The sequence below is a fragment of the Aeromonas sp. 30P genome (assembly GCF_051919805.1).
In the GTDB taxonomy this organism is placed as follows: domain Bacteria; phylum Pseudomonadota; class Gammaproteobacteria; order Enterobacterales; family Aeromonadaceae; genus Aeromonas; species Aeromonas veronii.
This window is the reverse complement of sequence record NZ_JBQBEA010000001.1, coordinates 2,908,125-2,934,281: the sequence shown is the minus strand read 5'-3', so window position 1 is coordinate 2,934,281 and position 26,157 is coordinate 2,908,125. Positions and strand designations below refer to the sequence as shown.

Annotated in this window: 22 protein-coding genes; 17 read left to right on the top strand and 5 right to left on the bottom strand. The window is 59.4% G+C overall.

Features of this window, described 5'->3' with window-relative positions; translation table 11 throughout:
* Nucleotides 1–143: 143 nt before the first annotated feature.
* The 3 genes from ACTG2B_RS13555 to ACTG2B_RS13545 all read right to left on the bottom strand — a co-directional run bounded on the left by ACTG2B_RS13555 (nt 144) and on the right by ACTG2B_RS13545 (nt 4,750).
* Nucleotides 144–2,120, bottom strand: a complete 1,977-nt coding sequence (locus tag ACTG2B_RS13555) for a methyl-accepting chemotaxis protein (protein WP_439996082.1) — start codon at nt 2,118–2,120, stop codon at nt 144–146.
* A 224-nt stretch (nt 2,121–2,344) separates the two neighbouring features.
* The gene (glpK, locus tag ACTG2B_RS13550) at nt 2,345–3,847 is read right to left on the bottom strand and encodes a glycerol kinase GlpK (RefSeq protein WP_005337546.1); all 1,503 of its coding nucleotides are present in this window, start codon (nt 3,845–3,847) and stop codon (nt 2,345–2,347) included.
* A 54-nt stretch (nt 3,848–3,901) separates the two neighbouring features.
* Complete coding sequence (locus ACTG2B_RS13545; protein ID WP_005350866.1) at nt 3,902–4,750, bottom strand: MIP/aquaporin family protein; 849 nt, start codon at nt 4,748–4,750, stop codon at nt 3,902–3,904.
* Between the two features lie 489 nt (nt 4,751–5,239).
* Between ACTG2B_RS13545 and glpT the strand changes: the two genes are divergently transcribed.
* The 9 genes from glpT (at nt 5,240) to ACTG2B_RS13500 (ending at nt 15,151) form a co-directional block, all read left to right on the top strand.
* Nucleotides 5,240–6,598 carry a glycerol-3-phosphate transporter gene (gene glpT, locus ACTG2B_RS13540; protein ID WP_005337540.1) on the top strand — a complete coding sequence of 453 codons (1,359 nt, stop codon included), beginning with the start codon at nt 5,240–5,242 and terminating at the stop codon, nt 6,596–6,598.
* Nucleotides 6,599–6,700: 102 nt separating this feature from the next.
* Nucleotides 6,701–7,459 carry a DeoR/GlpR family transcriptional regulator gene (locus tag ACTG2B_RS13535; protein ID WP_005347045.1) on the top strand — a complete coding sequence of 253 codons (759 nt, stop codon included), beginning with the start codon at nt 6,701–6,703 and terminating at the stop codon, nt 7,457–7,459.
* Nucleotides 7,460–7,776: 317 nt separating this feature from the next.
* The gene (gene glpD / locus ACTG2B_RS13530) at nt 7,777–9,264 is read left to right on the top strand and encodes a glycerol-3-phosphate dehydrogenase (protein ID WP_005350869.1); all 1,488 of its coding nucleotides are present in this window, start codon (nt 7,777–7,779) and stop codon (nt 9,262–9,264) included.
* Nucleotides 9,265–9,370: 106 nt separating this feature from the next.
* A complete protein-coding gene (glpQ, locus tag ACTG2B_RS13525) occupies nt 9,371–10,459 on the top strand; it encodes a glycerophosphodiester phosphodiesterase (protein ID WP_005337531.1) in 1,089 nt (362 codons plus the stop codon).
* Between the two features lie 218 nt (nt 10,460–10,677).
* A complete protein-coding gene (gene eco, locus ACTG2B_RS13520) occupies nt 10,678–11,160 on the top strand; it encodes a serine protease inhibitor ecotin (protein ID WP_005337529.1) in 483 nt (160 codons plus the stop codon).
* A gap of 298 nt (nt 11,161–11,458) precedes the next feature.
* Nucleotides 11,459–11,830, top strand: coding sequence for a DUF413 domain-containing protein (maoP, locus tag ACTG2B_RS13515; protein WP_005337527.1), 372 nt, complete (start codon nt 11,459–11,461; stop codon nt 11,828–11,830).
* On the top strand, nt 11,830–12,702 hold the full coding sequence (gene hdfR / locus ACTG2B_RS13510; RefSeq protein ID WP_042081968.1) for an HTH-type transcriptional regulator HdfR: 873 nt from the start codon (nt 11,830–11,832) through the stop codon (nt 12,700–12,702). The genes maoP and hdfR overlap by 1 nt, the downstream gene beginning before the upstream one ends.
* Nucleotides 12,703–12,873: 171 nt before the next feature.
* Nucleotides 12,874–13,815, top strand: coding sequence for a hypothetical protein (locus ACTG2B_RS13505; RefSeq protein ID WP_439996081.1), 942 nt, complete (start codon nt 12,874–12,876; stop codon nt 13,813–13,815).
* Nucleotides 13,816–13,960: 145 nt separating this feature from the next.
* Entirely contained in the window at nt 13,961–15,151 is a 1,191-nt protein-coding gene (locus tag ACTG2B_RS13500; protein WP_439996079.1) for an amino acid aminotransferase, read from the top strand.
* Between the two features lie 126 nt (nt 15,152–15,277).
* Here ACTG2B_RS13500 and ACTG2B_RS13495 read toward each other — a convergent pair whose 3' ends face one another.
* Nucleotides 15,278–15,781: a DUF2062 domain-containing protein gene (locus ACTG2B_RS13495; RefSeq protein ID WP_439996939.1), complete on the bottom strand. Its 504-nt coding sequence runs from the start codon at nt 15,779–15,781 to the stop codon at nt 15,278–15,280.
* Nucleotides 15,775–16,293, bottom strand: coding sequence for a DUF2062 domain-containing protein (locus ACTG2B_RS13490; RefSeq protein WP_005347037.1), 519 nt, complete (start codon nt 16,291–16,293; stop codon nt 15,775–15,777). Before ACTG2B_RS13490 ends, ACTG2B_RS13495 begins: the two co-directional genes overlap by 7 nt.
* A gap of 27 nt (nt 16,294–16,320) precedes the next feature.
* Between ACTG2B_RS13490 and ACTG2B_RS13485 the strand changes: the two genes are divergently transcribed.
* From ACTG2B_RS13485 to pgsA, 8 genes are all read left to right on the top strand, one after another.
* Entirely contained in the window at nt 16,321–18,522 is a 2,202-nt protein-coding gene (locus ACTG2B_RS13485) for a DNA internalization-related competence protein ComEC/Rec2 (RefSeq protein ID WP_439996077.1), read from the top strand.
* Nucleotides 18,523–18,626: 104 nt separating this feature from the next.
* Nucleotides 18,627–20,390, top strand: a complete 1,764-nt coding sequence (msbA, locus tag ACTG2B_RS13480) for a lipid A ABC transporter ATP-binding protein/permease MsbA (RefSeq protein ID WP_005359702.1) — start codon at nt 18,627–18,629, stop codon at nt 20,388–20,390.
* Nucleotides 20,390–21,391: a tetraacyldisaccharide 4'-kinase gene (gene lpxK, locus ACTG2B_RS13475; RefSeq protein ID WP_216963406.1), complete on the top strand. Its 1,002-nt coding sequence runs from the start codon at nt 20,390–20,392 to the stop codon at nt 21,389–21,391. Before msbA ends, lpxK begins: the two co-directional genes overlap by 1 nt.
* A gap of 121 nt (nt 21,392–21,512) precedes the next feature.
* The gene (locus tag ACTG2B_RS13470) at nt 21,513–21,701 is read left to right on the top strand and encodes a Trm112 family protein (protein WP_005347033.1); all 189 of its coding nucleotides are present in this window, start codon (nt 21,513–21,515) and stop codon (nt 21,699–21,701) included.
* Nucleotides 21,698–22,447 carry a 3-deoxy-manno-octulosonate cytidylyltransferase gene (gene kdsB / locus ACTG2B_RS13465; RefSeq protein WP_439996075.1) on the top strand — a complete coding sequence of 250 codons (750 nt, stop codon included), beginning with the start codon at nt 21,698–21,700 and terminating at the stop codon, nt 22,445–22,447. The genes ACTG2B_RS13470 and kdsB overlap by 4 nt, the downstream gene beginning before the upstream one ends.
* A 212-nt stretch (nt 22,448–22,659) precedes the next feature.
* Entirely contained in the window at nt 22,660–23,304 is a 645-nt protein-coding gene (gene uvrY / locus ACTG2B_RS13460; protein WP_005337448.1) for a UvrY/SirA/GacA family response regulator transcription factor, read from the top strand.
* Nucleotides 23,305–23,431: 127 nt separating this feature from the next.
* Nucleotides 23,432–25,285 carry an excinuclease ABC subunit UvrC gene (gene uvrC, locus ACTG2B_RS13455; RefSeq protein WP_439996073.1) on the top strand — a complete coding sequence of 618 codons (1,854 nt, stop codon included), beginning with the start codon at nt 23,432–23,434 and terminating at the stop codon, nt 25,283–25,285.
* Nucleotides 25,286–25,484: 199 nt separating this feature from the next.
* Nucleotides 25,485–26,039, top strand: coding sequence for a CDP-diacylglycerol--glycerol-3-phosphate 3-phosphatidyltransferase (gene pgsA / locus ACTG2B_RS13450; protein ID WP_031227442.1), 555 nt, complete (start codon nt 25,485–25,487; stop codon nt 26,037–26,039).
* The last annotated feature ends 118 nt before the right edge of the window (nt 26,040–26,157 follow it).

Sequence of the window (26,157 nt, the reverse complement as noted above, 5' to 3'; positions counted from 1 at the left end):
ATTTTTTCATGTTAATTATCAATTGTTTGCGAGTTTCGTCGTCATTCCCGTTTCGAGAGCGCAGGCAAAATGATTTGCAAAATGAAAACGCCACCCTGTGGTGGCGTCTTGGTTATTGAGAGGGAGAGAGGGAAGTGCCGGGTCTAGCCAATCCGGTATTGGCGGATCTGCTCGTCGATGGCCTTGGCCAGTTCGAACAGTTCGCGGCTGGCGGCATTGCTCTCCTGCGCGTGTTCCCGCTGGTGTTCGGCCACCATGGCCAGCTCGTCCAGCGCCGTTCTGGCTTGCCCCATCTGTTGATTCTGCGCCTGCGCCAGCGCGCTGATCTCGTTGATCTCGAGGGCGGTCTGGTTGATCTGGCTGGTGGCATCAACCAGCACCTCTCTGGCCTGATTCATCCGGTTGTATCCCTCTTCGCTCAGGTTGCGGGAGTCTGCCATCGAGCTGCTGGCCTGCCGGGTTCCCTCCTGCAGGCGCAAGATAAGATCCTGTACATCCTTGGTGGCGGTCTGGGTACGCACCGCCAGTTGGCGTACCTCGTCGGCCACCACCGCAAAGCCCCGTCCCATATCCCCCGCCCGGGCCGCTTCGATGGCCGCATTGAGGGCCAGCAGGTTGGTCTGGTTCGAGACATCGCGGATGAGGTTCATGATCTGGGTGATGTTGTTGCTGTCTTTCACCACCTCATCGAGCAGGGCCGAGGAGCTGCCGATGCTGCTGCGCAAGCTGTCGAGTTGCACGGCGCTCTGGGTCACATCCTGCTCGATGCTGAGCATATGGTTGGCGATGCGTTGGGTTACGTCGTTGACCCCTTCCGAGCGGCTGGCGATCTGCTCGGCGTTGTCACCGATGGTGGTGACCACAGTGGTCAGCTCCTGAATGCTCTGGGCCTGCTGGCACGCTTCTCCTGCCAGTGCCTGGGCCTGTTGCATGGATTGGGACGACTGGGCGGAGAGGGCGCTGCCTGACTGCTGGAAGCGGGAGAAGCTCTGGTTCAGGCTCTGGATCAGCCGATTGAAGCTTTGGGCCATCAGCCCCAGCTCCGACTCGTCAGAGAAGTCGAGGCGGGTTGCCAGATCCCGATCGGCAGTGATGTGGTGCATGCCATCGGCAGCCTGACGAATGGGGCGACTGATGGAGTGAGCCAGCCAGGCGGAGGCCAGCATGGCGATCCCGCCTATGGCGAGCGACACCATGATGATGAGCTGGCGGGATTCCTGCAGTCCCTCTTCCAGCTCGGCGCTGTTGATCTCGCCAATCAGCAGCCGGTTGAGGGTGGGGATGTAACGTACCGCGATGAGGTAGGTTTGCCCCTCCAGTGTTAGCGCCTCTACGGCCACCTGTTCCCGGGCATTGGGAATAAGCCGTTTGACGGTATCGAGGAAGGATTGTTGGTGGTGGGCGGCCCCCTCAACCTCCTGCTCGGGGTGGATCTCGATATTGCCCTCCATGTCGGCCAGATAGACCTGACCGCTCTTGCCGATCCGGTAGCCGCTGATGAGCTTGCTCAGGGCGCTCATGTCGATGGAGGTACCTGCCACCGCCAGGGTCTTGCCCTCGTGGGTGACGGCGGTGTTGATATAGAGGGAGGCGCGCTTGTCAAAATCCGAGATGTCGAGGTTCAGCTCATAGGGTTTGCTGCGTTTGAGAAAGCCGTAAAACCACCCATCTTTCGGGTCTGATTCGCTCAGCGATTTCTGGGCGGTGGGGCCGCCGCTGAAGTTGATCAGGGTGTTGCTCTGGCGGGGGGCGATAAAGACGTTGCCGCCGATCCGCCGTTGCAGATCCTGAAAGTAACGCTCCATGGCGGGCCACTCTTGCTCTGGCATGCCAGCGGTCAGCCAGTCGATGACAAAGCGGTTGCTGGCCAGCGCCTGTGCTTCGGTCAGGTGCTGGATAAGCTGCGCTGTCAGCTGGTTGGCAATGCGATCCACGCTGCTTGGCAGCTCGTAGCGTTCGACCCGCTGCTGGGCCTGACTGTGGGATATCTGCTCGAGGATCAAGGTGATGCAGCTGATAGCGATGGCCATCAGTATCGCCACGCCAGCGAGGATCCGGGTGCGGATCCCGAGCCCTGACCAGAGTGAGTGCAGTGTAAAACGGTGTATCGCCCTCTCCATATCGCTCTCCTCATAAATAAGGTCGCATATGCGACCCAGATGATGATTATAGATAGATAGCTCAATTGTGTTGTGGCGGATGGTAACAACAGAGGGCGGCAGAAAAAGGGAGGGAGCAATTAGCGGGAAGGGGGCAGAAAGCGGCAAGGGAAAGCATAAAAAGAGAGGCCGACATAGCGGTCGGCCTCTCTGGTGTTTATCTCAACGGAATGTCGGGTGCCCGATCAATCCTCTTCAGCCCAACGGCGTGAACGCTCAACTGCTTTTTGCCAGCCGCTGTAACGTTTGGCGCGATCGTCTCTGTCCATCTGCGGGATGAACTCGCGGTCCACGCTGAACTTGTCTTCCAGTTCGTCCGAGCTCTTCCAGAAGCCGACGGCCAGACCGGCCAGGAAGGCGGCGCCCATGGCGGTGGTCTCGATGCGGGTCGGACGTACCACCGGGGTGTGCATCATGTCAGCCTGGAACTGCATCAGGAAGTCGTTGGCTACGGCGCCGCCGTCTACTTTCAGCGCTGCCAGCTTGATGCCGGAGTCCTGCTGCATGGCATCCAGCACATCGCGGCTCTGATAGGCGATGGATTCCAGCGCGGCACGGATGATGTGGTTGCGGTTGGCGCCACGGGTCAGACCGACCATGGTGCCGCGAGCATACGGATCCCAGTAGGGGGCGCCCAGACCGACGAAGGCTGGTACCAGATAGACGCCGTTGGTGTCACCCACCTTGGAGGCGAAGTAGTCGGTGTCGCGGGCATCGTGAATGATCTTCAGCTCGTCACGCAGCCACTGGATGGTGGCGCCGCCCATGAACACTGCACCTTCCAGCGCGTAGTTCACTTCCCCTTTCGGGCCGATGGCAACGGTAGTCAGCAGGCCGTTGCTGGAGCGAACCGGCTCGGTGCCGGTGTTCATCAGCATGAAGCAGCCGGTGCCGTAGGTGTTCTTGGCCATCCCTTTTTCAAAGCAGAGCTGGCCGAACAGGGCAGATTGCTGGTCACCGGCAATACCGGCGATGGGGATGCGGGAGCCGCCGCCACGGGTGGTGTAGCCGTACACTTCGGAAGAGGGTTTCACTTCCGGCAGCATGGACATGGGGATGCCCAGCTCGTCCAGCATCTTCTCGTCCCACTTCAGCTCGCGGATGTTGTAGAGCATGGTACGGGAGGCGTTGGTCGGGTCGGTGACGTGCACTTCGCCATTGGTCATCTTCCAGACCAGCCAGGTATCGATGGTGCCGAACAGCAGTTCGCCGTTCATCGCTTTCTCGCGGGCACCTTCCACGTTGTCGAGGATCCACTTCACCTTGGTACCGGAGAAGTAGGCATCCAGCACCAGACCGGTGTTCTCGCGAACATACTCTTCCAGACCGCGTGCTTTCAGCTCTTCGCAGATGGCGGCGGTGCGGCGGCACTGCCAGACGATGGCGTTGTAGATGGGCTTGCCGGTGGCCTTTTCCCATACCACTGTGGTTTCACGCTGGTTGGTGATACCGATGGCAGCGATCTCTTCACTGCGCAGGCCGGTCTTGGCCAGCACTTCGGTAAAGACGGAGGATTGGGTCGCCCAGATCTCCATCGGGTCGTGCTCTACCCAGCCCGCTTTCGGGTAGTGCTGGGTGAATTCGCGCTGGGAGGTACCGACAATGTTGGCATCCTGATCAAACACGATGGCGCGGGAAGAGGTGGTTCCCTGGTCCAGAGCGACGACATATTTCTTTTCAGCAGACATGATGTTCTCCACGTTTCTATTTTCCACGTTTTTATACGTTGGAGGGGACCGCTCTTATGCGGCAGCCTCTTCTTTGGCGGTTTGGGTCGCTTGCTCGGTGGTGACGACACGGTTGCCCGGGACGCAGGGAGCCAGCACTTTGACATACAGAGCGGTACCAATCTGGGCGCCAACGATGGGGCCAAGGATCGGAACCCAGAAGTAGGGGTTGTCACGACCACCGGTCAGGGCAACATCACCCCAGCCAGCAAAGAACGCGAACAGTTTCGGACCAAAGTCACGGGCCGGGTTCATGGCAAAACCGGTTAACGGGCCAAGGGAGGCTCCGATCACCGCGATCAGGATACCGATCAGCAGGGCGGCCGCGAATCCTTTGGGGGCGCCGTTGTTGTTGTCACCCAGCGCCATGATGCCCAGCATCAGGACGGCAGTGATCACCAGCTCGACGGCAAAAGCTTGCATGTTGGTCAGCAGGGCATTGGGGTAGGTGGAGAAGATCCCGGCGGTGCCGAGGCTCTCGACGCTGCCGCGCACCACGTTATGGGTCACTTCCCACTGGGTGAAAAGGTTACCATAAAGGAAGTAGACAAGGGCGGCGAAGCAGAAGGCACCGGCCATCTGGGCGATGATGTAGGGGACCACCTTGCGCTTGTCGAACCCGCAGAAGGTCATCAGCGCCAGGGTTACAGCAGGGTTCAGGTGAGCACCTGAAATGCCGCCGGTCACATAGATGGCGATGGCCACACCCAGACCCCAGGTAATGGAGATTTCCCACTGCCCGAAGTTGGCGCCTGCCAGCACCAGTGCAGCCACACATCCGACGCCGAAAAATATCAGCAGGCCGGTTCCGATAAACTCGGCGATGCACTCGCCAAGCAGGGTATTGGGTCTTTGTATGCTCATACTTTTGTTCCTTATATCCACCCGTAGAGGTTTGATGTTCCGTTTTATCTTTTTGTGTCTATCCGTTGCCGCCGAAAACGTTTCCTTGTTGTTTTTGCGTCTTGCGCAAACGTTATGCTCGTTTGCGCTCGTTATCGGTCGTGACAGAAAATAACCCTTCCCAATAATTTCACCATCCCCCCGCCATAGGAAATGTGGACAAGATCCCACTCATTGCTAAGAAAATGTGACGTAAAGCATCTTGATAACCGCCAGTTACCACTTAGGGGGTAGCTCGCAACCCTTGCCACACAAGGGCTGGCGCTTGCTGAGTGATTTCTCATTTGGAGCTTTTATTTGTAATAAAACTGCAATATTTGAGCATGCATCACAGATTAAATGAGCGCATATGAGCACAATAGGCTCGCTTACGAATTAGTGGACTCACATGATTCGTTGGAATGGTCAGGGCATCCTCAACCGCCCATAACAACAATAAGGAAGCAGAACATGCTTAGTCTCTTCAGGCCTGCGGCGCACATCGACAGGCTCCCGGCTGACAAGGTCGACCCCTTCTACAAACGCATGCGTTGGCAGGTGTTTTTCGGGATCTTCTTCGGTTACGCCGGCTACTATCTGGTACGGAAAAACTTCAGTCTGGCGATGCCCTATCTGATCGAGCAGGGCTTCTCCCGTGGTGATCTCGGTTTCGCGCTCTCCGGGGTCTCCATCGCTTACGGTTTGTCCAAGTTCCTGATGGGGAACGTCTCTGACCGTTCCAACGCCCGTTACTTCCTCTCCGCCGGTCTGCTGCTCTCGGCTGCCATCATGTTCATGATGGGTACCATGCACTGGGCCACCTCCAGCATTGCCATCATGTTTGTGCTGTTGTTCCTGAACGGTTGGGCACAGGGCATGGGCTGGCCGCCCTGCGGTCGCACCATGGTGCACTGGTGGTCACAGAAAGAGCGCGGCGAAGTGGTTGCGGTCTGGAACGTGGCGCACAACGTGGGTGGCGGCATGATTGGCCCGCTGTTTATCCTCGGGATGGGCTGGTTCAACGACTGGCGCAGCGCCTTCTATGTGCCAGCGGCAGCGGCGGCCGCCATCGCGGTGATCGCCTTCTTCGTGATGCGTGATACCCCGCAATCGGTCGGTCTGCCTCCCATCGAGGAGTACAAGAACGATTATCCGAAGGATTACAACGAGAGCCACGAGCAGGAGTTCTCCGCCAAGGAGATCTTCGTCAAGTACGTGCTGCACAACAAACTGCTGTGGTACATCGCGATCGCCAACGCTTTCGTTTACCTCATTCGTTACGGTGTGCTGGACTGGGCGCCAACCTACCTGAAAGAGGCCAAGCACTTCACCGTTGACAACTCCTCTTGGGCTTACTTCCTCTACGAGTGGGCCGGTATTCCGGGCACCCTGTTGTGTGGCTGGATCTCTGACAAGATGTTCCAGGGCCGCCGTGCACCGGCCGGTATCCTGTTCATGGTGCTGGTGACCCTGGCTGTGCTGGTCTACTGGTTCAACCCGGCCGGCAACCCGACCATCGACATGATGGCACTGGTGGCTATCGGCTTCCTGATCTACGGCCCTGTCATGCTGATCGGCCTCTATGCTCTTGAGCTGGCACCGAAGAAAGCAGCCGGTACTGCGGCAGGTTTCACCGGTCTGTTCGGTTATCTGGGCGGCGCCGTGGCAGCCAACGCCATGCTGGGTTATACCGTTGACCACTTCGGTTGGGATGGCGGCTTCATGGTGCTGACCGTCTCCTGCGTGCTCTCCATCATCCTGCTGGCGATGACCCTCAAGCATGAGAACATTGCCGTTGCGGCCAAGAAAGCGGCTGCCCATAAGGCATAAAACGTGATCCTCAGCTTATTGATCCCAAAGGGGATCAGGTAAACTGCCAAAAGGCCCCGCATCTGCCGGGGCCTTTTTTTGTCTCATCATCGGAGTGCAAGCGTGAAGCAAACCCAACGACATCTGGAGATCCTGGACGTCCTGACGCGGCAGGGATTTGTCTCGACCGACGATCTGGTGACCCACTTTGACGTCAGCCCCCAGACCATTCGCCGGGATCTGAACGATCTCGCCGAACAGAACAAGATCCGGCGCCATCATGGCGGTGCCTCCCTGCATTCGAGTACCGTCAATACCGCCTACAGCGCCCGTAAAGTGATGCAACTCAAGGAGAAAGAGCGCATCGCCCGCGAGGTAGCGGCCAATATTCCCGACGGCTCATCGCTCTTTATCGACATAGGCACCACCACCGAAGCCATTGCCCGCGCCCTGCTCGATCACCGTGAGCTGCGCATCGTCACCAACAACCTCAACGTGGCCAGCATTTTGACGGCCAAGGATGACTTCACCGTCATCATTGCCGGCGGCGAGATCCGCAACCGCGATGGCGGCATCGTGGGGGAGGCGACCCGCGACTTTATCGGTCAGTTTCGCATGGACTATGGCGTCATCGGGATTTCGGGGATCGACAACGACGGCTCCCTGCTCGATTTCGACTATCACGAGGTGAAGATCGCCCAGGCCATTATCGCTCACTCCCGTCAGGTGTTCCTGGCCGCCGACCACACCAAGTTCGGTCGCAATGCCATGGTCAATCTGGGCAATCTCAGCCAGATCCACGCCCTCTTTACCGATCAGGAGCCACCGGAAAAGCTGACGCGATTGATGGCGCAACACCAGATCGCCTGCCACATCTGCTGACGGCGAAACACGCCCAGGCTGTGCCGGTCGCCCGTCAGGGCGGCCTCCTTTCTCTTTATCTCCCCCATCCCTGCACCCATCTCACCCCTTTATAGGTATTGCAAAAACCACTATTCAATCTGGTTTTTTTGGCTAGTAACCCGCTGATTTCGGCCCGACGCCATTTGCTCCGCTGACCTGTCCCCTTTGCCACCTCTGGCGGGCTGTGGCGATCACACTTTCGCCATAAAATGTTCGTTTGTTGTATTTTCATGTTCTAAAATGAGCGAAATCAAACATTGCTGTTATAGCAATCATAAAAATGAAAGTAGGTGAACATGAGCGAACATTATGATCTGGTCGTCGTCGGTGGCGGCATCAACGGGGTCGGCATCGCAGCCGATGCGGCAGGACGGGGTCTGAAGGTTGCCCTGTTTGAGGCGCAAGATCTCGCCTCTGCCACCTCGTCCAACTCCAGCAAGCTGATCCACGGCGGTTTGCGCTATCTCGAACATTACGAATTCCGGCTGGTGAAAGAGGCTTTGGCGGAGCGTGAGGTGCTGCTCGGTATGGCGCCTCACATCGCTCGTCCCATGCGTTTTCGCCTGCCGCACCGCCCGCACCTGCGTCCGGCCTGGATGATCCGCGCCGGTCTCTTCCTCTATGACAATCTGGCCAAGCGCGACAAGCTCAAGGGGAGCTGCGGTGTGCGCTTTCTGCCGCAAGATGGCTTGACCGCGGGGATCAACAAGGGGTTTGAATATTCCGATGCTTGGGTCGACGATGCCCGGCTGGTGGTACTCAACGCCATGATGGCCCGTGACAAGGGGGCCGACGTGCAGACCCGCACCCGCTGCATCAAGGCGGTGCGCGGTTCCAAACACTGGACGCTCACTTTGGAGCGGGAAGGGGGCGAGCAGTTCACCGTCACCTGCCGGGGTCTGGTCAATGCGGCGGGCCCCTGGGTCAAGACCTTCTATGACGAGAGCCTGCACGAAAAATCCCCCCGCGGCATTCGCCTTATTAAAGGCAGCCACATGATAGTGCCGCGCATCCATGAGCGCGAAGAGGCCTATATCCTGCAAAACGAAGACAACCGCATTGTCTTCGTCATCCCTTATCAGCAGGATTACTCCCTCATCGGCACCACCGATGTGGAGCATCACGGCAGCCCGCGGGAAGCGAAGATCAGCGAGGCCGAAATTACCTACCTGTGCAAGGTGGTCAACGCCCACTTCACTCGCCAAATTGCGCCGAAAGATGTGATCTGGACCTATGCCGGGGTGCGCCCGCTCTGTGATGACGAGTCAGACTCGCCGCAGGCGGTGACCCGCGACTACACCCTCGAGCTCTCTGGCGAATCCGACGGTGCGCCGCTCTTGTCGGTGTTTGGCGGCAAGCTCACCACCTATCGCAAGCTGGCGCAGGCCGCCTGCAACAAGCTCAAGCCCTGGTTCAGCCAGATGGGGGATGACTGGACGGCGACCAGCCGTCTGCCCGGCGGCGAGTTTGACTGCTCGGTACGCGAGCTGGCCCGCGCCTTTGCGCTGGAGTTTGACTGGCTCGATGATCGCAGCGCCCTGCGCATTGCCGAAGCTTATGGCGCCCATGCCCGTCTTTGGCTGAAAGAGGATCGCGGCATTCACTTCGGTGGTGGCCTCTACGAGTCGGAAGTGCGCTATCTCATCGAACGGGAGTGGGCCTGTTCACTGGATGATATCCTCTGGCGCCGCAGCAAGCTGGGGCTGCGCCTGAACGAGTCAGAGCAGCAGATGCTGCAGATCTGGCTCGACCAATACCATCAGGCTCTGCGCAAGGCGAGCTGATGAGTAACGGTGGGCAGTGCGCTGCTGCCCACCGCTCTCCACCGTAAATGTGCAACAAACCTCTGATAGAACAATTACCTACACACAATAATAAAGAGCATCACATATGAAAAAACTCGCCGTTTCCCTCATCGCCTTGAGCCTTGGGGCATCCCTCTCATTACCCGTGTTGGCTGCCGATGAAGGCAAGGTGGTGATCGCCCACCGTGGCGCTTCCGGCTACCTGCCCGAGCATACCCTGGAGTCCAAGGCGCTGGCCTATGGCATGGGGGCTGACTATCTGGAGCAGGATCTTGTGATGACCAAGGATGACCAGCTGGTGGTGATGCACGATCACTTCCTCGATGGTATCACCGATGTGGCGGCGCGCTTCCCCGGCCGTGCCCGTCCAGACGGCCGTTACTATGTGGTGGATTTCACCCTGGATGAGGTGCGTTCCCTGCGTATGACCGAACCGTTCCAGCTGGTGGATGGCAAGCAGGTGCCGGTCTATCCGGCCCGCTTCCCGCTCTGGAAGTCAGACTTCAAGATCCACACCTTCCAGGAGGAGATCGAGATGATCCAGGGGCTCAACAAGAGCACCGGCAAGAACATCGGCATCTACCCGGAGATCAAGGCGCCCTGGCTGTTCCGTCACGAAGGCAAGGATATCTCCAAGGCGGTGCTGAAGGTGCTCAAGGAGTACGGCTACACCGGGAAGGATGACAAGGTCTATCTGCAGTGCTTCGATGCCGATGAACTCAAGCGCATCAACAGCGAGCTGATGCCCGCCATGGGTATGGATCTGAAACTGGTGCAGCTGATGGCCGAGACCGACTGGAACGAGACCATGGTCTACGACGCCAAGGGTAAGGCGACCCCCTACAACTATGACTGGATGTTCAAGCCGGGAGCGATGAAAACCATCGCCAGCTATGCCGAAGGGATTGGCCCGTGGAAACCGATGATCGTCACCGAGCCGGGCACTTTGGGCAAACCGGTCTTCACCGGCATGGTAAAAGAAGCCCATGCGGCGGGCCTGAAAGTTCACCCCTATACCTTCCGTCAGGATGAGGGGCAGATCCCGGCCTATGCCAAGGACTTCACCGATCTCCTTAACATCTTCCTCTATCAGGCCGATGTGGATGGGGTGTTCAGCGACTTCCCCGACAAGGCGGTGGCCGTCATCAAGGCCCATCAAGAGGCGGCCAAATAGCACTCTGGCGCCATTTGAATGCAAAGCGAGGCTAATTGGCCTCGCTTTTTGTTTCAGGTTCCCGCAACGGGAGTGTGCGCCCTGTCAGAAAATAGCCAGATCACGTCATGGTGTGCCGGATCTGCATCATTTTACGCAGTTTTTACGTAGCAGATCGCTGGCATGAAATCGGCAGAGCGGTTAGTCTAGCGGCGTTGAACCAACCCCATGAGGTACAGATGAAAACCGTATTGCGTTTTAGCCTGCTGGGCGCCTTGTTGCTGGGTGGCCATGCCTTCGCCGCCGAGCCGAAAAAATTTGATATCAGCATGTTCCCAGCCGCTGACGTGAATCAGGAACGTGTGGTGATCCGCCTGCCTGAAGTCGAGAAAGAAGCCGACATGATGGTCGAGCTGCAGGTCGGCAAAAAGATGATGGTTGATTGCAACGTACCGCGTTTTGCAGGCAACCTGGAACAGCACAGCGTCAAAGGCTGGGGCTACAACTACCTGAAACTGGGCAAAGTCTCCGACCCCATCAGCACCCTGATGATGTGCCCGGATAATCAGCAGAAAGAGACCTTCGTCCAGATCTACGGTCAGGGCTTCTTCGTGAACTACAACTCAAAACTGCCGTTCGTGATTTACGTGCCGCAGGAGTATGAAGTGCGCTACCGTCTGTGGCGTGCCGACAACCTGGCCCAACCGGCAATGATTGAGTAAGCATGTTTGAACCAAAGGTTCAGCTGGTTCACCTGATGTGATAAATAAAGCGCCGTATGGCGCTTTATTTTTGCCTGCACAGTCCAGAAAGTGACGTGCAAATTGGCTGCACGTTTACATAAGTTTATTATTTATCAACGTTTTTTGTGTGTTATGCCACAAAATCGGCGTCAACGATGGGGCAAAGTGACTTCGATAAAAGATATTTATTAACATAGTGAGAAAATTGATTTTGCACTCAGCGATGGCCTGATGATACTTGCCCGCAAAGGTCAAACTAACCAGAAAAAAGAGCACTATGAGCTTCGAATCAGACAAGCGTTTCAACGACTTCAAACATTTTCCCCGTGGCCTGCGTCGCAGTGGCGAATTCACTGTGGCCGAAGCGGACAGTCTGGAAAAGTATGGTACCGCCATGCTGGCACTCTACCAGGGCAACTTGGCACCCCGTGACGATGTCGAGTCCGCCTTCGTCGAGCAGGTCAAATCCGGCGCAGCCGGTGCCAACCCCCATGCCAAGGTGTGGTTCAAGTACCTCAAGGTGATCGGTCCCAAGCGCGTTCATCGCCTCTGCACCGTCGTTGGCGGCGCCAGCGAAGAGAGCAGCGGTGGCGGCAGCTTTGATGTCGGTGGTGGCAGCGGTGGTGGCAGTGACGAGTCCATCGATTAATGGATACCGAGCTGCTTCGGACCTTTATCGAGGTGAGCAAGACCCGGCACTTTGGTCGGGCTGCTGAAAATCTCTACCTGACCCAGTCGGCGGTGAGTTTCCGGATCCGCCAGCTCGAGCAGCAACTGGGTGTCAGTCTGTTTGCCCGTCATCGCAACAACATCCGCCTGACCGCCTCTGGTGAGCGTCTGCTGCCCTATGCAGACGCCATCTTGCATACCCTTGGTCGTGCCAAGCAGGATGTGGCGCTCTCGCCGGGATTCAGCCAGCAGTTGGCCATCGGCGCGCCCGCGGTGTTCTGGGAGCTCGATTTCAACGACTGGCTCAATCACATCTATGCGCTGGCGCCCGGTTTGGCGGTGCGGCTGGAAACAGCCTCCCGCGAGCACCTCTGCCGCCAGTTGCTGGAGCGCTCCCTCGATCTGGCCCTGCTCTCCGAGCCCACCAAGATCGACGAGATTGCCCTGCATCCCATCGGTGAGCTGGTGTTCGAGCTGGTGAGCCGGGATCCGGCCGCCAATGCCGACAACCTGATGCAGATGCCGCACATCCACCTCGACTGGGGCACCAGCTTCGAGCCGCAACCCAGCCGCTTGCAGAGCCTGCAAAAGACCCCGGTGCTGCACTCCAGCTCCGCCAGCATGGCGTTGCAGTTCGTGCTGGCCAACGGTGGTGCTGCTTACCTGCCACGGCGGATGGTCAGCCCCTTCCTCGAGAAGGGGGCGCTCCATCTGGTGGAGGGGGGCCAGCCGCTGAGCCGTCCGCTCTATCTCGCCTATCTGGAGAAATCCGATCGCCGGGAGCTGATCGATCAGTTGCTGACCCTGCCACTGGGTTGGCACGATGCCGAGTTGCGTCTCAACATCGAATAAGCATCGAGTGTTATCCAAGAAAGAGCCCACCCCACGGTGGGCTCTTCTGTTTGGGGAAAATTGCAGGGAGCGGGGTCACGTAATTGGCGCGGGAGGCTTGGCGTCATCGGCCTGTAACGGTACCTTTTCAGGCAGTTTATCCGATTGAGCACTGACAGGGATGGATTGTAATTGATCGACTTTAGTCACCCCGAATGGCGGGCACTGGCGCAGCAGTTGCTGAGCCACTCACCTGTGGTGATCCGTGGCCGCCAGTGGCAACCGCTGGTGGGCCTGCTCAAGGATAACCAGCTGCTGCTTGCCCATGGCAGCCACAGCTATGAGCTCACCCCGGCTGGACGGCGCTATCTCACCCGCGAGCTGATGCTGGCCGAGATCGCCACCGCCCCCCCTGAGCCCGAGGAGTGGTTGCATGCTCAGGGCTGGCAATTGGGGGAGCAGGTCAACGAACGGGTGCTGGCGGCGCTCTATCGCAAGAGCGAAGTGAACTTCACCCCCAACGAGCAGATCGATTTCGAGGACAAGGGGATCCGGCTCTGTGCCGATCAGCTGTTGCGCTTGCGCGCCGCCCAGCCGTTCAGCCTCTTTTTCAGCGGCGGCACCCTGATCGACGCAGCCCCTTGGTTGCAGGCGCTGGGGGAGGTGGCGCTGCCCGAGCGCACCTTGGCGGGTCTTGGCAAGATCCTGTGGGGGGAGGGTAGTATCGAGCGGGTGATCACCACAGATAGCGTCGGCGCCTTTGCCGAAATGCCCCTTGATGCTGGCACCTTGCTGGTGTGGGCTCCCCCATCGGCTCCTTTTGCCTTGCAGCAGGTGGTGGCCGCCTTGCCCCCCAATGTGTTGTGGAGTCATCTCACCGCTCTCGACCCTGCCGGGGTGGATCGGCTGCAGGCGCTGGCCCAGCGGCTGGGCCGTCCGGCCAGCTGGTGGTTGCCCCGTGATCTGGCCCCCATTCTCAGCGCGTATGCCCAACCTTTGACTGAGGCTAGGCACTGGGAGCCGAGCCGGATCCCCAAGCCATTGTTAGCAGTTTGTAGCGGTTTGGTTGAGTCCAATGGTGGCTTGTCGGCCGAGGTGTGCGCGCTGGCGCCAGCGTGGCATGCCGTTGGTTGAAATTGGCCTGAAAGCGAGCCAAAAAGCGGTTTTCCCCCATTGAACGCGGTGATATAAAGAGTTGACGAAGCGCTCGCCAGATGAGCGCTTTTGTTTATCAAGCCGCTTTGCCACCCAACGAACTCAACGGAATACAGGGAATACCATGTTTGAAAAGGTTGTTGCCGCCCCAGCGGATCCGATCCTGGGCCTGACCGAAGCCTTCCGCGCTGACTCTCGCAGCCACAAGATCAATCTGGGCGTAGGGATCTACAAGGACGAGTCCGGTGCTACCCCCATTCTTCACTGCGTCAAGAAAGCCGAGCAGAAGCTGCTGACCGACGAGAAGACCAAGAACTACCTCGGTATTGAAGGCAATATCGAATATGGCCGCATCGTACAGCAACTGCTGTTCGGGCAGCACTCTGCGCTGGTTGCCAGCGGCCGCGCCAAGACCGCGCAAGCACCGGGCGGCACCGGCGCCCTGCGTATCGCGGCCGAATTCGTGGTGCGCAACGGTCTGGCCAAGACCATCTGGATCTCCGATCCCACTTGGGCCAACCACGTCAGCGTGTTCCAGGCCGCCGGTCTGACCGTCAAGTGGTACAAGTACTACGATGCCGCCACCAAGGGGCTCGACTTTGCCGCCATGCAGGCTTCGCTGGCCGAAGTGCAGCCGGGTGAGCTGGTGCTGCTGCACGGCTGCTGCCACAACCCGACCGGTATCGACCCCACCAGCGATCAGTGGCGCGCACTGGCCAAGCAGAGTGCTGCCGCTGGCTGGCTGCCAATGTTTGACTTTGCCTATCAGGGCTTTGCCCGTGGTATCGAAGAGGATGCCGAAGGTCTGCGTATCTTCGCCGAGTGCCACGACGAGCTGCTGGTGGCGAGCTCCTTCTCAAAGAACTTCGGCCTCTACAACGAACGGGTCGGCGCCTTCACTCTGGTGAGCGCGACCAAAGAGATCGCCGACGTGGCCTTCACTCAGGTCAAGACCGTGATCCGAGCCAACTACTCCAACCCGCCGTCACACGGTGCCGCTGTGGTCACCGCCGTGGTGAGCGATCCGGCTCTCTATGCCGAATGGGTCGAAGAAGTGGCCGCGATGCGGGTGCGTATTCGCGAGATGCGCGAGCTGCTGGTAGAGAAGCTTGCTGCCCTCGGCGTGAGCCAGGATTTCAGCTTTATTCGCGAGCAGAACGGCATGTTCTCCTTCTCTGGTCTCTCCAAGGATCAGGTTGCGCGCCTCAACAGCGAGTTTGCCATCTACATCGTCGGCTCCGGCCGGATCAGCGTGGCCGGTATTACCCGCGCCAATATTGATCCCCTGTGCGAGGCGATCGCCAAGGTGCTGTAACCGCATCACCTTGTGCTCTGGCACTATGCGGCTCTTTGCGCCACTATGCCATGAAAAAGCCCGTCACCTTGGTGACGGGCTTTTTTGATCGCCAAGTGCTGATCGCCAAACAATGGGAAGGATGACTCAGTGGTGGCGGGCGCCTTGCCACAGTTTGCGCAACTGCAGTAGCAGAGCGGTCAGGGCGCCGCCGCTCAGGGCGGTGACTACCGCCAGCAGCAGGCTGCCGAGCAGGAAGGGAGGCACCAGAGTGGCCGCCTCCTGCTCCAGCCAGTGCAGGGTCCAGCTGAGGTGGAAAGGCTCCGGCGTCTGGTGCAGTACCAGACAACCGGTGCGATAGGCGTAGAGATACATGAACGGCAAAGTCAGCGGATTGTTGAACCAGACCGCCAGCAGCGCCAGCGGCAGGTTGAGGTTGAATGCCAGCGCCAGACCGACTGCGATAAGCGAGTGCATCGGGATGGGGAACCAGCAGGCGAAGATCCCGGCCGCCACCGCGCCACTCAGGGCGCGAGTGCCCCCTTGCCAGAGGGCAGGGGCAAGCAGTCGCTCACCAAACAGGGCAAACCACTTCTGCTGACGAAGCGTGTCGGGATCGAGCTTGAAGCGGGAAAACCAGCGACTCAGCATGGGCGGGCCATCTTGCGTTTTTGCCACTGGCGCACCGTGCTGATCCGCCAGAAGGTGCGGATCAGGGTGTAACCGATAAGAGAACTGAGCAGGGCAAGGATCAGCGAGCCCAGCAACAGCGGCGGTGCCACAGTCCCCAGTACCGAGACCAGCCACTCCCAGGTGAATTCAATCTCTATCTGCTGCGCGGAATGTCCCATGAGCTGGCAACCCACCAGATAGGCGCCATAGAGCAGGGGAGGCATGGTAAAGGGGTTGGAGAGCCAGACCAGCGCCACCGAGAGCGGCAGATTGACCCGGCACAGGATAGCGCCACCGGCGGCCAGCAGCATCTGGCAGGGGAGCGGCACCCAGGCCATGAAGAGGCCCACCGCAAATGCCCCTGCGGCCGAGCGACGGTTGAGGTGCCAGAGGTTGGCATCGAGCAGCAGTTTGCCGAACAGCCGCAGGTGCTTGTGTTCTTTCAGGGTTTGCTGATCGGGCATCCAGCGTTTAATGAGTCGTTTGGGCATATTGAAACCTTGCTAAATACTTGCTCCATGGATCTGCGTCTGTTGTCGTTTGCCCTGGGGGCAAGCTCCTCACTGCTCTGGCCATGGTTACCTTCACTCGCATGGGGGGGCCTGTTGCTGTCCCTGCTGATCCCCCTTGCATATTGCCGTGCATGGCGGTGGCTGTTTCTCCTGCTCGGCATCCTCTGGATGCAGGCCAATCTTGCCTATCGGCTGGCCTGGCTGGAGCGGTTGGGCGATCAGACGAGCCACATGATAACCGCACAGCTGCAAAGTGCAGAGCCCGAGGGGGATAAATTTGTCCGGCTGCTGCTGCGGGTTAGCTCCCTCGACGAGCAACCGGTGACACCTGAGCCCCTGATCCGGGTCAATGCCTATCAGGCATTACCCGCCATGACGGTAGGCAGCCGGATCACCCTGGTGACCTCGTTGAAACCGGCTCACGGTCTTGCCAACGAGGCGGGGCTGGATGGGCGGCGTCTGCTGCTGGGCAAGGGGATCACCGCCACCGGCAATCTGCGTCGGGTGATCGACATTCAACAGGTACCTGCGGGTTGGCGTGAACGTTGGTTGGGGGCCGCGACCGAGAGTTGGCGCCAACTTGATCATGCCCCCTTGCTGGCGGCGCTCACTTTTGGCGAGCAGAGCGGCATCACGGATGCCCAGTGGGAGCTGTTTCGCGGCAGCGGCCTGACCCATATCATCGCCATCTCAGGGCAACACATCGCGCTGGTGGCGGTGCTCGGGTGGTGGCTGGGCAGGCTGTTTGGTCTGCGCGGCGCCATCATCACCTCCCTGCTGTTTGCCGCCGTCTACAGCGCGTTGGCCGGATTTGCGGTGGCCACCGAGCGGGCCCTCATCATGGTACTGGTCTGGAGTGTGCTGCGCTGGAGCCGGCGGGAGTGGCCGGCCTGGCGCATCTGGCTGTGGGCCTTTATGGTATTGACCCTCTGGGATCCCTTCGCCCTCTATTCGGCCGGCTTCTGGCTCTCGTTTCTGGCGGTGGCCATCCTGCTGCTGGTGGGATATCTCCACGACAAGCCGGGGCTCTGGCAGATCCAGCTCTGGCTGCTGCTCGGTCTGTTGCCGCTGCAGTTGGCGTTGTTCGAGGGGATAGCGCCCCTTGCCATGGTGATCAACCTGTTGGCGGTGCCGCTCTTTTGTATCGCCATCATCCCGCTGGCGCTGATCGGTGTGCTGCTGGCGCCGCTCTCCACCTCGCTTGCCTATGGCCTGTTCTGGCTGGCGGATCTGGGGCTCGGGTGGGTGCTGACGATCCTGAACTGGCTGGCCGATCAACTGCAACTGTGGTGGCCACTGCCTGGCTGGTGGCTGCCACTCTGCACCCTGCTGTTGCTGCTCTGGTTCGCCGCGCAGTGGCGCCCGGCACGCTGGCTCTGGCTACCGGGTCTGTGTGCGCTGTTGCTGGCGCTCTGGCCAACGCCTGTCCGCTGGCAACTGCGGGTGCTGGATGTGGGGCAGGGGCTGGCAGTGCTGATCAGCAAGGGGGAGCGTGCCATCCTCTATGACACCGGTGATCGCTATCCCGGAGGCTACAACATGGCGGACGCGGTGATCCTGCCTCAGCTGAGCCATCTGGGGATCCGGGTCATCGATCGTCTCATTATCAGCCACAAGGATCGGGACCATGCCGGCAATCGCAAGCGACTGCTCAGCGCCATGCCGGTGCGCTACGAGCTCTCCTCTTACCCTTTTAGTGAGAGAACGACGCTCTGCCAGCGTGGGCAACAGTGGCGCTGGCAGGGGCTCTCGTTTGCAGTGCTCTGGCCCGAGCGCCCCGGTGGCGGGCGCAATAACGATGGCTGCGTGGTGCGTATCAGCGATGGGCAGTGCAGCGTGCTGCTCAGTGCCGATATCGAACGGCAGGCAGAGCTGAGACTGGTGGCACTGGAGGGGGAGGGGTTGGCCAGCACCTTGCTGGTGAGCCCCCATCATGGCAGTCGCACCTCCTCCACGCCCTCGTTTGTCGCGGCGGTGGCGGCAAAGGATGTGATCCACAGCGCCGGTTTTATGAATCAGTGGGGCTTTCCCCGTCCCGATGTGGTGGCCCGCTATCGGGATGCCCGCCAGTGGATCACCGGCCAGCAAGGGGCGATGCTGGTCGAACCCACAGCAGCGGGCTTGAGCGTCACCGCCGAGCGAGATCTGGGGCCCTGGTACCGACATAGTGGTGAGTGGTGGCGACCGCGAGTGTGGTTTGAACAATAATCCGCCATTTCTGCCGTGTAGGAATGCGATATGGGTGGCGGCGCTTGGTGTAAGCCTGCGCTTTGGCTAGAATAGCCCGTCATTTCCATTACTAACGGCTATTCATGCAACAAGAAACCTCACAAGAGAGCTGGCCAGTATTCAAACGCCTGCTCGGTTATGTCCGTGATCGCAAGCTGGGCCTGGTCGGTGGCATCATCGGGATGCTGGGCTACGCCGCCGTGGATACCACCTTTGTCTACTCCATCAAGCCGTTGATCGATCAGGGCATCAATGGCAACGACAGCACCGTTTTGAAATGGATGCCCTTCTTCGTCCTCGGCATCGTGGCCCTGCGCGGTGTCGCCAACTTTCTCTCCAACTACTGCATGGCCTGGGTCGGCAACCACGTCGTGATGCGTCTGCAACAGCAGGTGTTCAATCACATGGTGGCGATGCCGATGAGCTTCTTCGACCGCCAGAACACCGGTCATTTGCTCTCCAAGGTGACCTATGACGCCAGTCAGGTCTCCTCGGCGGCGAGCACCACGCTGGTGACCCTGGTGCGGGAAGGGGCGACCGTGGTCGGTCTGCTCGGCCTGATGTTCTGGCACTCCTGGCAGTTGTCGGTGATCTTTTTGGTGGTTGGCCCGCTGGTGGGGGTCATCATCGGCCTTATCAGCCGTCGTTTCCGCCAGATCAGCCGTCATATCCAGCAGGCGGTAGGGGATATCACCACCTCCACCGAGCAGATGCTCAAAGGGCACAAAGAGGTGCTGATGTTTGGTGGCCAGAAGGTGGAAGAGAAGCGCTTCTTCCAGGTCAGCAACAACATGCGCCAGCAGACCATGAAGATGGTCGCCGCCGATGCCATCGGCAGCCCTGTGGTGCAGATGGTGGCCTCCATCGCGCTGGCGGCCTTCCTCTATGTCGCGACCATTGACAGCGTCAAATCAACCCTGACTGCCGGTACGTTTACCGTCATGATCACCTCCATGATGATGCTGCTCAAGCCGCTGAAAAGCCTGACCGACGTCAATAACCAGTTCCAGCGGGCCATCACTGCCTGCCACAGCCTGTTTGGTCTGCTCGACACCGAGCCGGAGCAGGATACCGGCACCCGCACTCTGGAGCGTGCTCGCGGCGAGATCGAGTTTCGCAACGTCACCTTCACCTACCCGACCAAGGACACCCCGGCGCTGCACAACGTCAGCTTCAAGGTGGAGGCGGGTAAATCGGTGGCGCTGGTGGGGCGTTCCGGCTCTGGCAAGAGTACCATTGCCAGCCTGTTGACTCGCTTCTACGACATCGATCAGGGCGAGATCCTGCTGGACGGCATCAACATCCGCGAATACAAGTTGAGCGAGCTGCGCAAGCAGTACGCGCTGGTCTCCCAGCATGTCCACCTGTTCAATGACTCGGTGGCCAACAACATCGCCTACGCCGCAGAAGACAAATACAGCCGCGACCAGATCGTGCAGGCCGCCCGTATCGCTCACGCCGACGAGTTCGTCAGCAAGATGAGCAACGGGTATGACACTGTGGTTGGCGAGAACGGTGCATCCCTCTCCGGTGGTCAGCGCCAGCGTGTTGCCATTGCGCGCGCTCTGCTGCGTGATGCGCCGGTTCTGCTGCTGGATGAGGCCACCTCGGCCCTCGATACCGAGTCCGAGCGCCACATTCAGGCGGCTATCGACGAGCTTTGCAAGGCGCGTACCTCGCTGGTGATCGCCCACCGTCTCTCCACCATCGAGAAGGCGGACGAGATCCTGGTGATCGACGAAGGTCATATCGTCGAGCGCGGTAACCACGAAGCATTGATGGAGCAGCGCGGCACCTATGCCCAGCTGCGCGCCATTCAGTTTGGCAACGCGGGAAGCAAGGCCTGATGCTGGAACGGCTCTGGTATCGCAAAAGTGGCTGGCGCTGGTTGCTGGCCCCCTTTGCCCTGCTGTTTGCCATCATCAGCGGCACCCGCCGCTACGCCTATCGTCACGGCTGGTGCAGGGGGTATAGCGCCTCCTTGCCGGTGATCGTGGTGGGCAATATTTCGGTGGGGGGCAACGGCAAGACGCCGGTGGTGGTCTGGCTGGTGGAGCAGTTGCAAGCCCGCGGCTATCGCCCAGGGGTGGTGAGCCGTGGTTATGGTGGCAAGGCGCCCCATTACCCCTATCGGCTGGATGAGACCAGCACTACGGCGCAGGCCGGAGATGAGCCTGTGCTGATTGCCCGGCGCTGCGGCTGCCCCGTGGTGGTTGCCCCGAAACGGGCCGACGCGGTACGACTGCTGGAGCAGAGCGGTGAGGTGGATATCATCATCACCGACGATGGTCTGCAGCACTATGCGCTGGCCCGCGACATCGAGCTGGTGGTGGTGGACGGAGCGCGCCGTTTCGGCAACGCCTGCCTGCTGCCGATGGGGCCGCTGCGCGAGCCGGTCACTCGTCTCAAACGGGTGGACGCCATCATCTGCAACGGCGGCGAGCCGGGCAAGGGGGAGTACCCCATGCAACTGGTTGCCGACACCCCGCGCCGGGTGCGCGACGATGCCCCGCTGGCCGCCCCCTTGTCGGGGCCGGTTGATGCGCTGGCGGGGATTGGTCATCCGCCCCGCTTCTTTGCCACCCTAGAAGGGCTCGGCTATCAGCTGGATCAGCAGGCCGCCTACGGCGATCATCACCCCTTCGATCGGGATGAGCTGGTGGGGCGCTTTGCCAGCAAGCCGCTGCTGATGACCGAGAAGGATGCGGTCAAGTGCCGCCCGTTTGCCCTCGATAACTGGTGGTATCTGCCGGTCAGCGCCGAGTTGCCCGCCTCCTTGCTCGATACCTTGTTGCACAAGCTGAACACGAGTGGAAAGGCGCAAGGCGTAACCAAGGCACAAGATTAATCTCTCTCGCCTCGGCGGGGGAGCAGGGGGGGAATATGCCCCGCATGGAATAGCTGGTTGCTCGACATCCATCGCTGGCGTGATGAAGCCGCCAGCGCGACATCGTTGAAGGAGTATCGTTTTGGCTTTGGACATCAAGTTGCTCGACATCATCGCCTGCCCGGTCTGCAAGGGTAAGCTGCATTACAACAAAGCAGTTCATGAGCTGGTCTGCCGCTTCGACAAGCTGGCCTATCCGCTGGAAGAGGGGATCCCGGTACTACTGGAGAACCGTGCCCGTCCGCTCAACAGCGATGAGCTGCCGTCATGAGTTTCGTCGTCGTCATTCCTGCCCGCTATGCGTCAACTCGTCTGCCGGGCAAGCCGCTGGCGGATATCCATGGTAAACCCATGGTGCAGCACGTGGTGGAGAAAGCTCTGCAATCAGGTGCCGATCGAGTGATCGTCGCCACTGACGATGCCCGGGTACAGCAGGCACTGCTGAGCACCGGCGTCGAAGTATGCATGACCTCACCGGATCACCAGTCTGGCACCGAGCGTCTGGCCGAGGTGTGCCGTCACTACGGCTTTGCCGCCGATACCATCATCGTCAATGTGCAGGGGGATGAGCCGCTCATTCCGCCCGCCATCATTCGTCAGGTAGCGGATAATCTGGCCGCTGCCACGGCGCCGATGGCGACCCTGTCTGTGCCGATCAAGGATGCCGAAGAGGCGTTCAATCCGAACGCAGTGAAAGTGGTGACTGACAAGGATGGCTACGCCCTCTACTTCAGTCGCGCCAGCATTCCCTGGGATCGGGATCGCTTTGCCAAGAGCCATGAGCAAATTGGTGACAACTACCAGCGTCATATCGGTATCTATGCCTATCGCGCCGGCTTTATCCAGCGTTACGTAGACTGGGCACCGAGCGTGCTGGAGCAGGTCGAGGCGCTGGAGCAGTTGCGGGTGCTCTGGTACGGGGAGAAGATCCACGTCGCCCAGGCCCTTGAAGCGCCACCGGTCGGGGTGGATACCCAGGCCGATCTTGAGAAGGTGCGCGCCTTTTTGGCCAAGTGATGGCCACAGCACTAACGTCATGAAAAACGGTGTCGCAAGGCACCGTTTTTTGTTTTGAAAATTTATATAATTATTTGATTTTAAACGCTAAACATGGGTTTTCTCAAACTTTTGGCGTGCATGGTTTGCCAAAGCGACGAGTTTGGTTATGATGCAAGACGCCCTGTTAACCCTAACCGGGCGGCTAAAACGAGATAAAACGGGGTGTTTGGGTGATAAATGTATTCCTGGTCGATGATCATGAGCTGGTGCGTACAGGGATAAGACGCATTCTTGAAGATGTGCGCGGGATCAAGGTGGTGGGCGAGGCACAGAGCGGCGAGACCGCAGTTACGTTCTGTCGCCAACACCATCCGGACGTGATCCTGATGGACATGAACATGCCGGGTATTGGTGGTCTGGAAGCGACCCGCAAAATTCTGCGGATCCGCCCCGATGTGCGCATCATAGTGCTGACCATTCATTCAGAAAATCCGTTCCCCACCAAGGTGATGCAGGCCGGCGCCGCCGGTTACCTGACCAAGGGGGCTGCCCCTGACGAGATGATCCAGGCGATCCGGTTGGTGCACTCCGGTCAGCGTTACATCTCCCCGGAGATTGCCCAGCAGATGGCCCTCAGCCAATTTGCCTCCGCTGACGAGAATCCCTTCAAGTCCCTCTCCGAGCGCGAGCTGCAGATCATGATGATGATCACCAAGGGGCAGAAGGTGACCGATATCTCCGAGCAGCTCAACCTGAGCCCGAAGACGGTCAACAGCTACCGCTATCGTCTGTTCAGCAAGCTGGGGATCAACGGTGACGTGGAACTGACCCATCTGGCCATTCGCTATGGCATGCTGGATGCCGATACCCTCTAATCGGGTGGCGTGTGGTCACAAAGGCGGCGCGTGCCGCCTTTTTGCTTTTCTGCCCTTTTGCTTTTCAGGCGGCGGGGGCAGTATGCTCTGCCCGTCAATTTTTGCCTTTGTGTGAGCCGAGTAGCTGATGACCCTCTCTCCCGAACCTCTCTTCGACAGCAAGGCGTTTCTGAGCGCCGTCACCCATCAGAGTGGCGTCTACCGCATGTATGACAGCGGTGGCACCGTGATCTACGTGGGCAAGGCCAAGGATCTGAAAAAGCGGCTCGCCTCCTACTTTCGCACCAACGTCGACAGCATCAAGACCCGCACCCTGGTGCGCCAGATCGCCGATATCCAGGTCACCGTCACCCACACCGAGACCGAGGCGCTGATCCTCGAGCACAACCTGATCAAGCAGTACCAGCCCCGTTATAACGTGCTGCTGCGAGACGACAAATCCTACCCCTGGATCATCATCACCGCGCACCAGCATCCGCGCATCGGCGTCCATCGCGGCGCTCGCAAGATCAAAGGAGAGTACTTCGGCCCGTACCCCTCTGGCGGCGCGGTGCGTGAGAGCTTACACCTGATGCAGAAAATATTTCCGGTACGCCAGTGCGAGGATGCGGTCTATGCCAACCGCACCCGTCCCTGTCTGCTCTATCAGCTCAAGCGCTGCGCCGGCCCTTGCGTACCCGGGTTGGTGAGCGAGGCCGAATATGCCCAGCAGGTGGAGCTGGCCAAACTGTTTCTGGCGGGCAAGAACCAGCAGGTGATTGGCGAGCTGGTGGGCAAGATGGAGTCCGCCAGCGGCGATCTGCGCTTTGAAGAGGCAGCCCGCTATCGGGATCAGATCCTGGCGCTGCGCCGGGTTACCGAACAGCAGTCGGTGAGCGGCAACGTGCTGGACGAGCTGGATGTGGTGGGGGTCGCCTTCCAGCAAGGTGCGGCCTGCATCCACGTGCTCTTTATCCGTCAGGGCAAGGTGCTCGGATCGCGCAGCTACTTCCCGAAAGTGCCGGCTGACACCCCGCTTGACGAGGTGGTGCAATCCTTCCTGCTGCAGTTCTATCTGTCGGGGCAGGGGGGACGGCAGATCCCGAGCGAGGTGCTGCTCGACGTGGCGTTGGAGGACGAGAGTGTCATTGCCGAGACCCTGAGCCAGACCGCAGGCTACAAGGTGCGGGTTGTGAGCCGAACCCGCGCCGAACGGGCCCGCTTTATCAAGCTCGCCTCCATCAACGCCGAGACGGCGCTGCGCTCGCGGCTGGCTCACAAGAGCACCATTACTGCTCGCTACGATCAGCTGGAAGAGCTGCTGGAGCTGGAGCGCCCCATCGCCCGCATGGAGTGTTTCGATATCTCCCACACCATGGGGGAGCGCACCGTGGCCTCTTGCGTGGTGTTCAACCGGGAGGGGCCGCTCTCATCGGAATATCGTCGTTTCAATATCGACGGCATCACAGGTGGTGATGACTACGCGGCGATGGAGCAGGCGCTGGAGCGCCGCTTTGGCAAGCAGCAGGAGCCGGACAAGGTGCCTGATGTGCTGTTTATTGACGGTGGCCTCGGCCAGTTGCGCCGCGCCGAAGAGATCCTGGCCCGTCAGCTGGAGTTCCTCGGCGGCAAATATCCGCTGCTGGTGGGGATTGCCAAGGGGGTCACCCGCAAGGCGGGGTTGGAAACTCTCATTATGGGGGAGAGCCACGAAGAGCTGCATTTACCGGCAGATATGCCCGCTTTGCACCTTATTCAGCATATTCGCGATGAATCCCACCGTTTTGCCATTACCGGGCACCGGGCCAGACGGGCCAAGGCCCGCACCAGCAGCAGTCTTGAGGATATTCCGGGGGTGGGGCCAAAGCGGCGGCAGGCGCTGCTCAAATATCTGGGCGGCCTGCAGGAGGTCAAAAAGGCGAGCGTGGCTGAACTGGCCAAGGTACCCGGCATCAGTCAGGAGCTGGCCCAGATCATCCACGATGGCTTGCACAGCGCCTGAGCAGGGTTAGCGGCATGGCATAATCGCTAACTCCTTGATGCACAAGAGCCGTGACGCGGGGGGGCCGTAAATGCCATAATGGCCCTCGCATTTTGAGAAGATTGATGGATTAAAAAGACCAAGACGGGCGCCAGTGCGGTTGCATCGCAAATCGGCTTTGGCGCACTATGTAGCGACGTACAAGAAGTGGCTGAAAATAATGACAAACATACCTAACCTGTTGACGTTTTTCCGGATTTTGCTCATTCCCGTCTTCGTCATCCTGTTCTATCTGCCTTATCAATGGTCCTATCTGGCTGCTGCCATCATCTTTATTCTGGCCGCTGCCACCGACTGGTTTGATGGCTATCTGGCCCGCAAGCTCAATCAGTCCACCGCCTTTGGCGCCTTCCTTGACCCGGTTGCCGACAAGATCATGGTTGCCGCCGCACTGGTGGTCATTGTCGAACACTACAACACCATCTGGGTGACCATCCCCGCCATGACCATGATTGGCCGCGAGATCATCATCTCCGCCCTGCGCGAATGGATGGCCGAGCTCGGCAAACGCTCCTCGGTGGCGGTCAGCTGGATTGGCAAGTGGAAGACCATGATCCAGATGGTGTCACTCACCGGTCTGATTTGGCAATACAACGTCTGGATGGTGTGGCTCGCCTATGTGATGCTCTATGTCGCCACCGTGCTCACCTTCTGGTCGATGTTCCAGTACATGAAGGCAGCCTGGGGCGATCTGACCCACCACGCCAACCTGTGAGTCACTTGCGCCGCAAGGTGAGGTTTCCGCTGATTTGAGGCAGGAAACGGCCAAAGGCACTAAAACTGTTCAAAAAGGGCAAAAAATGCCCGAACGATCAGGTAATTAAATATTTCTG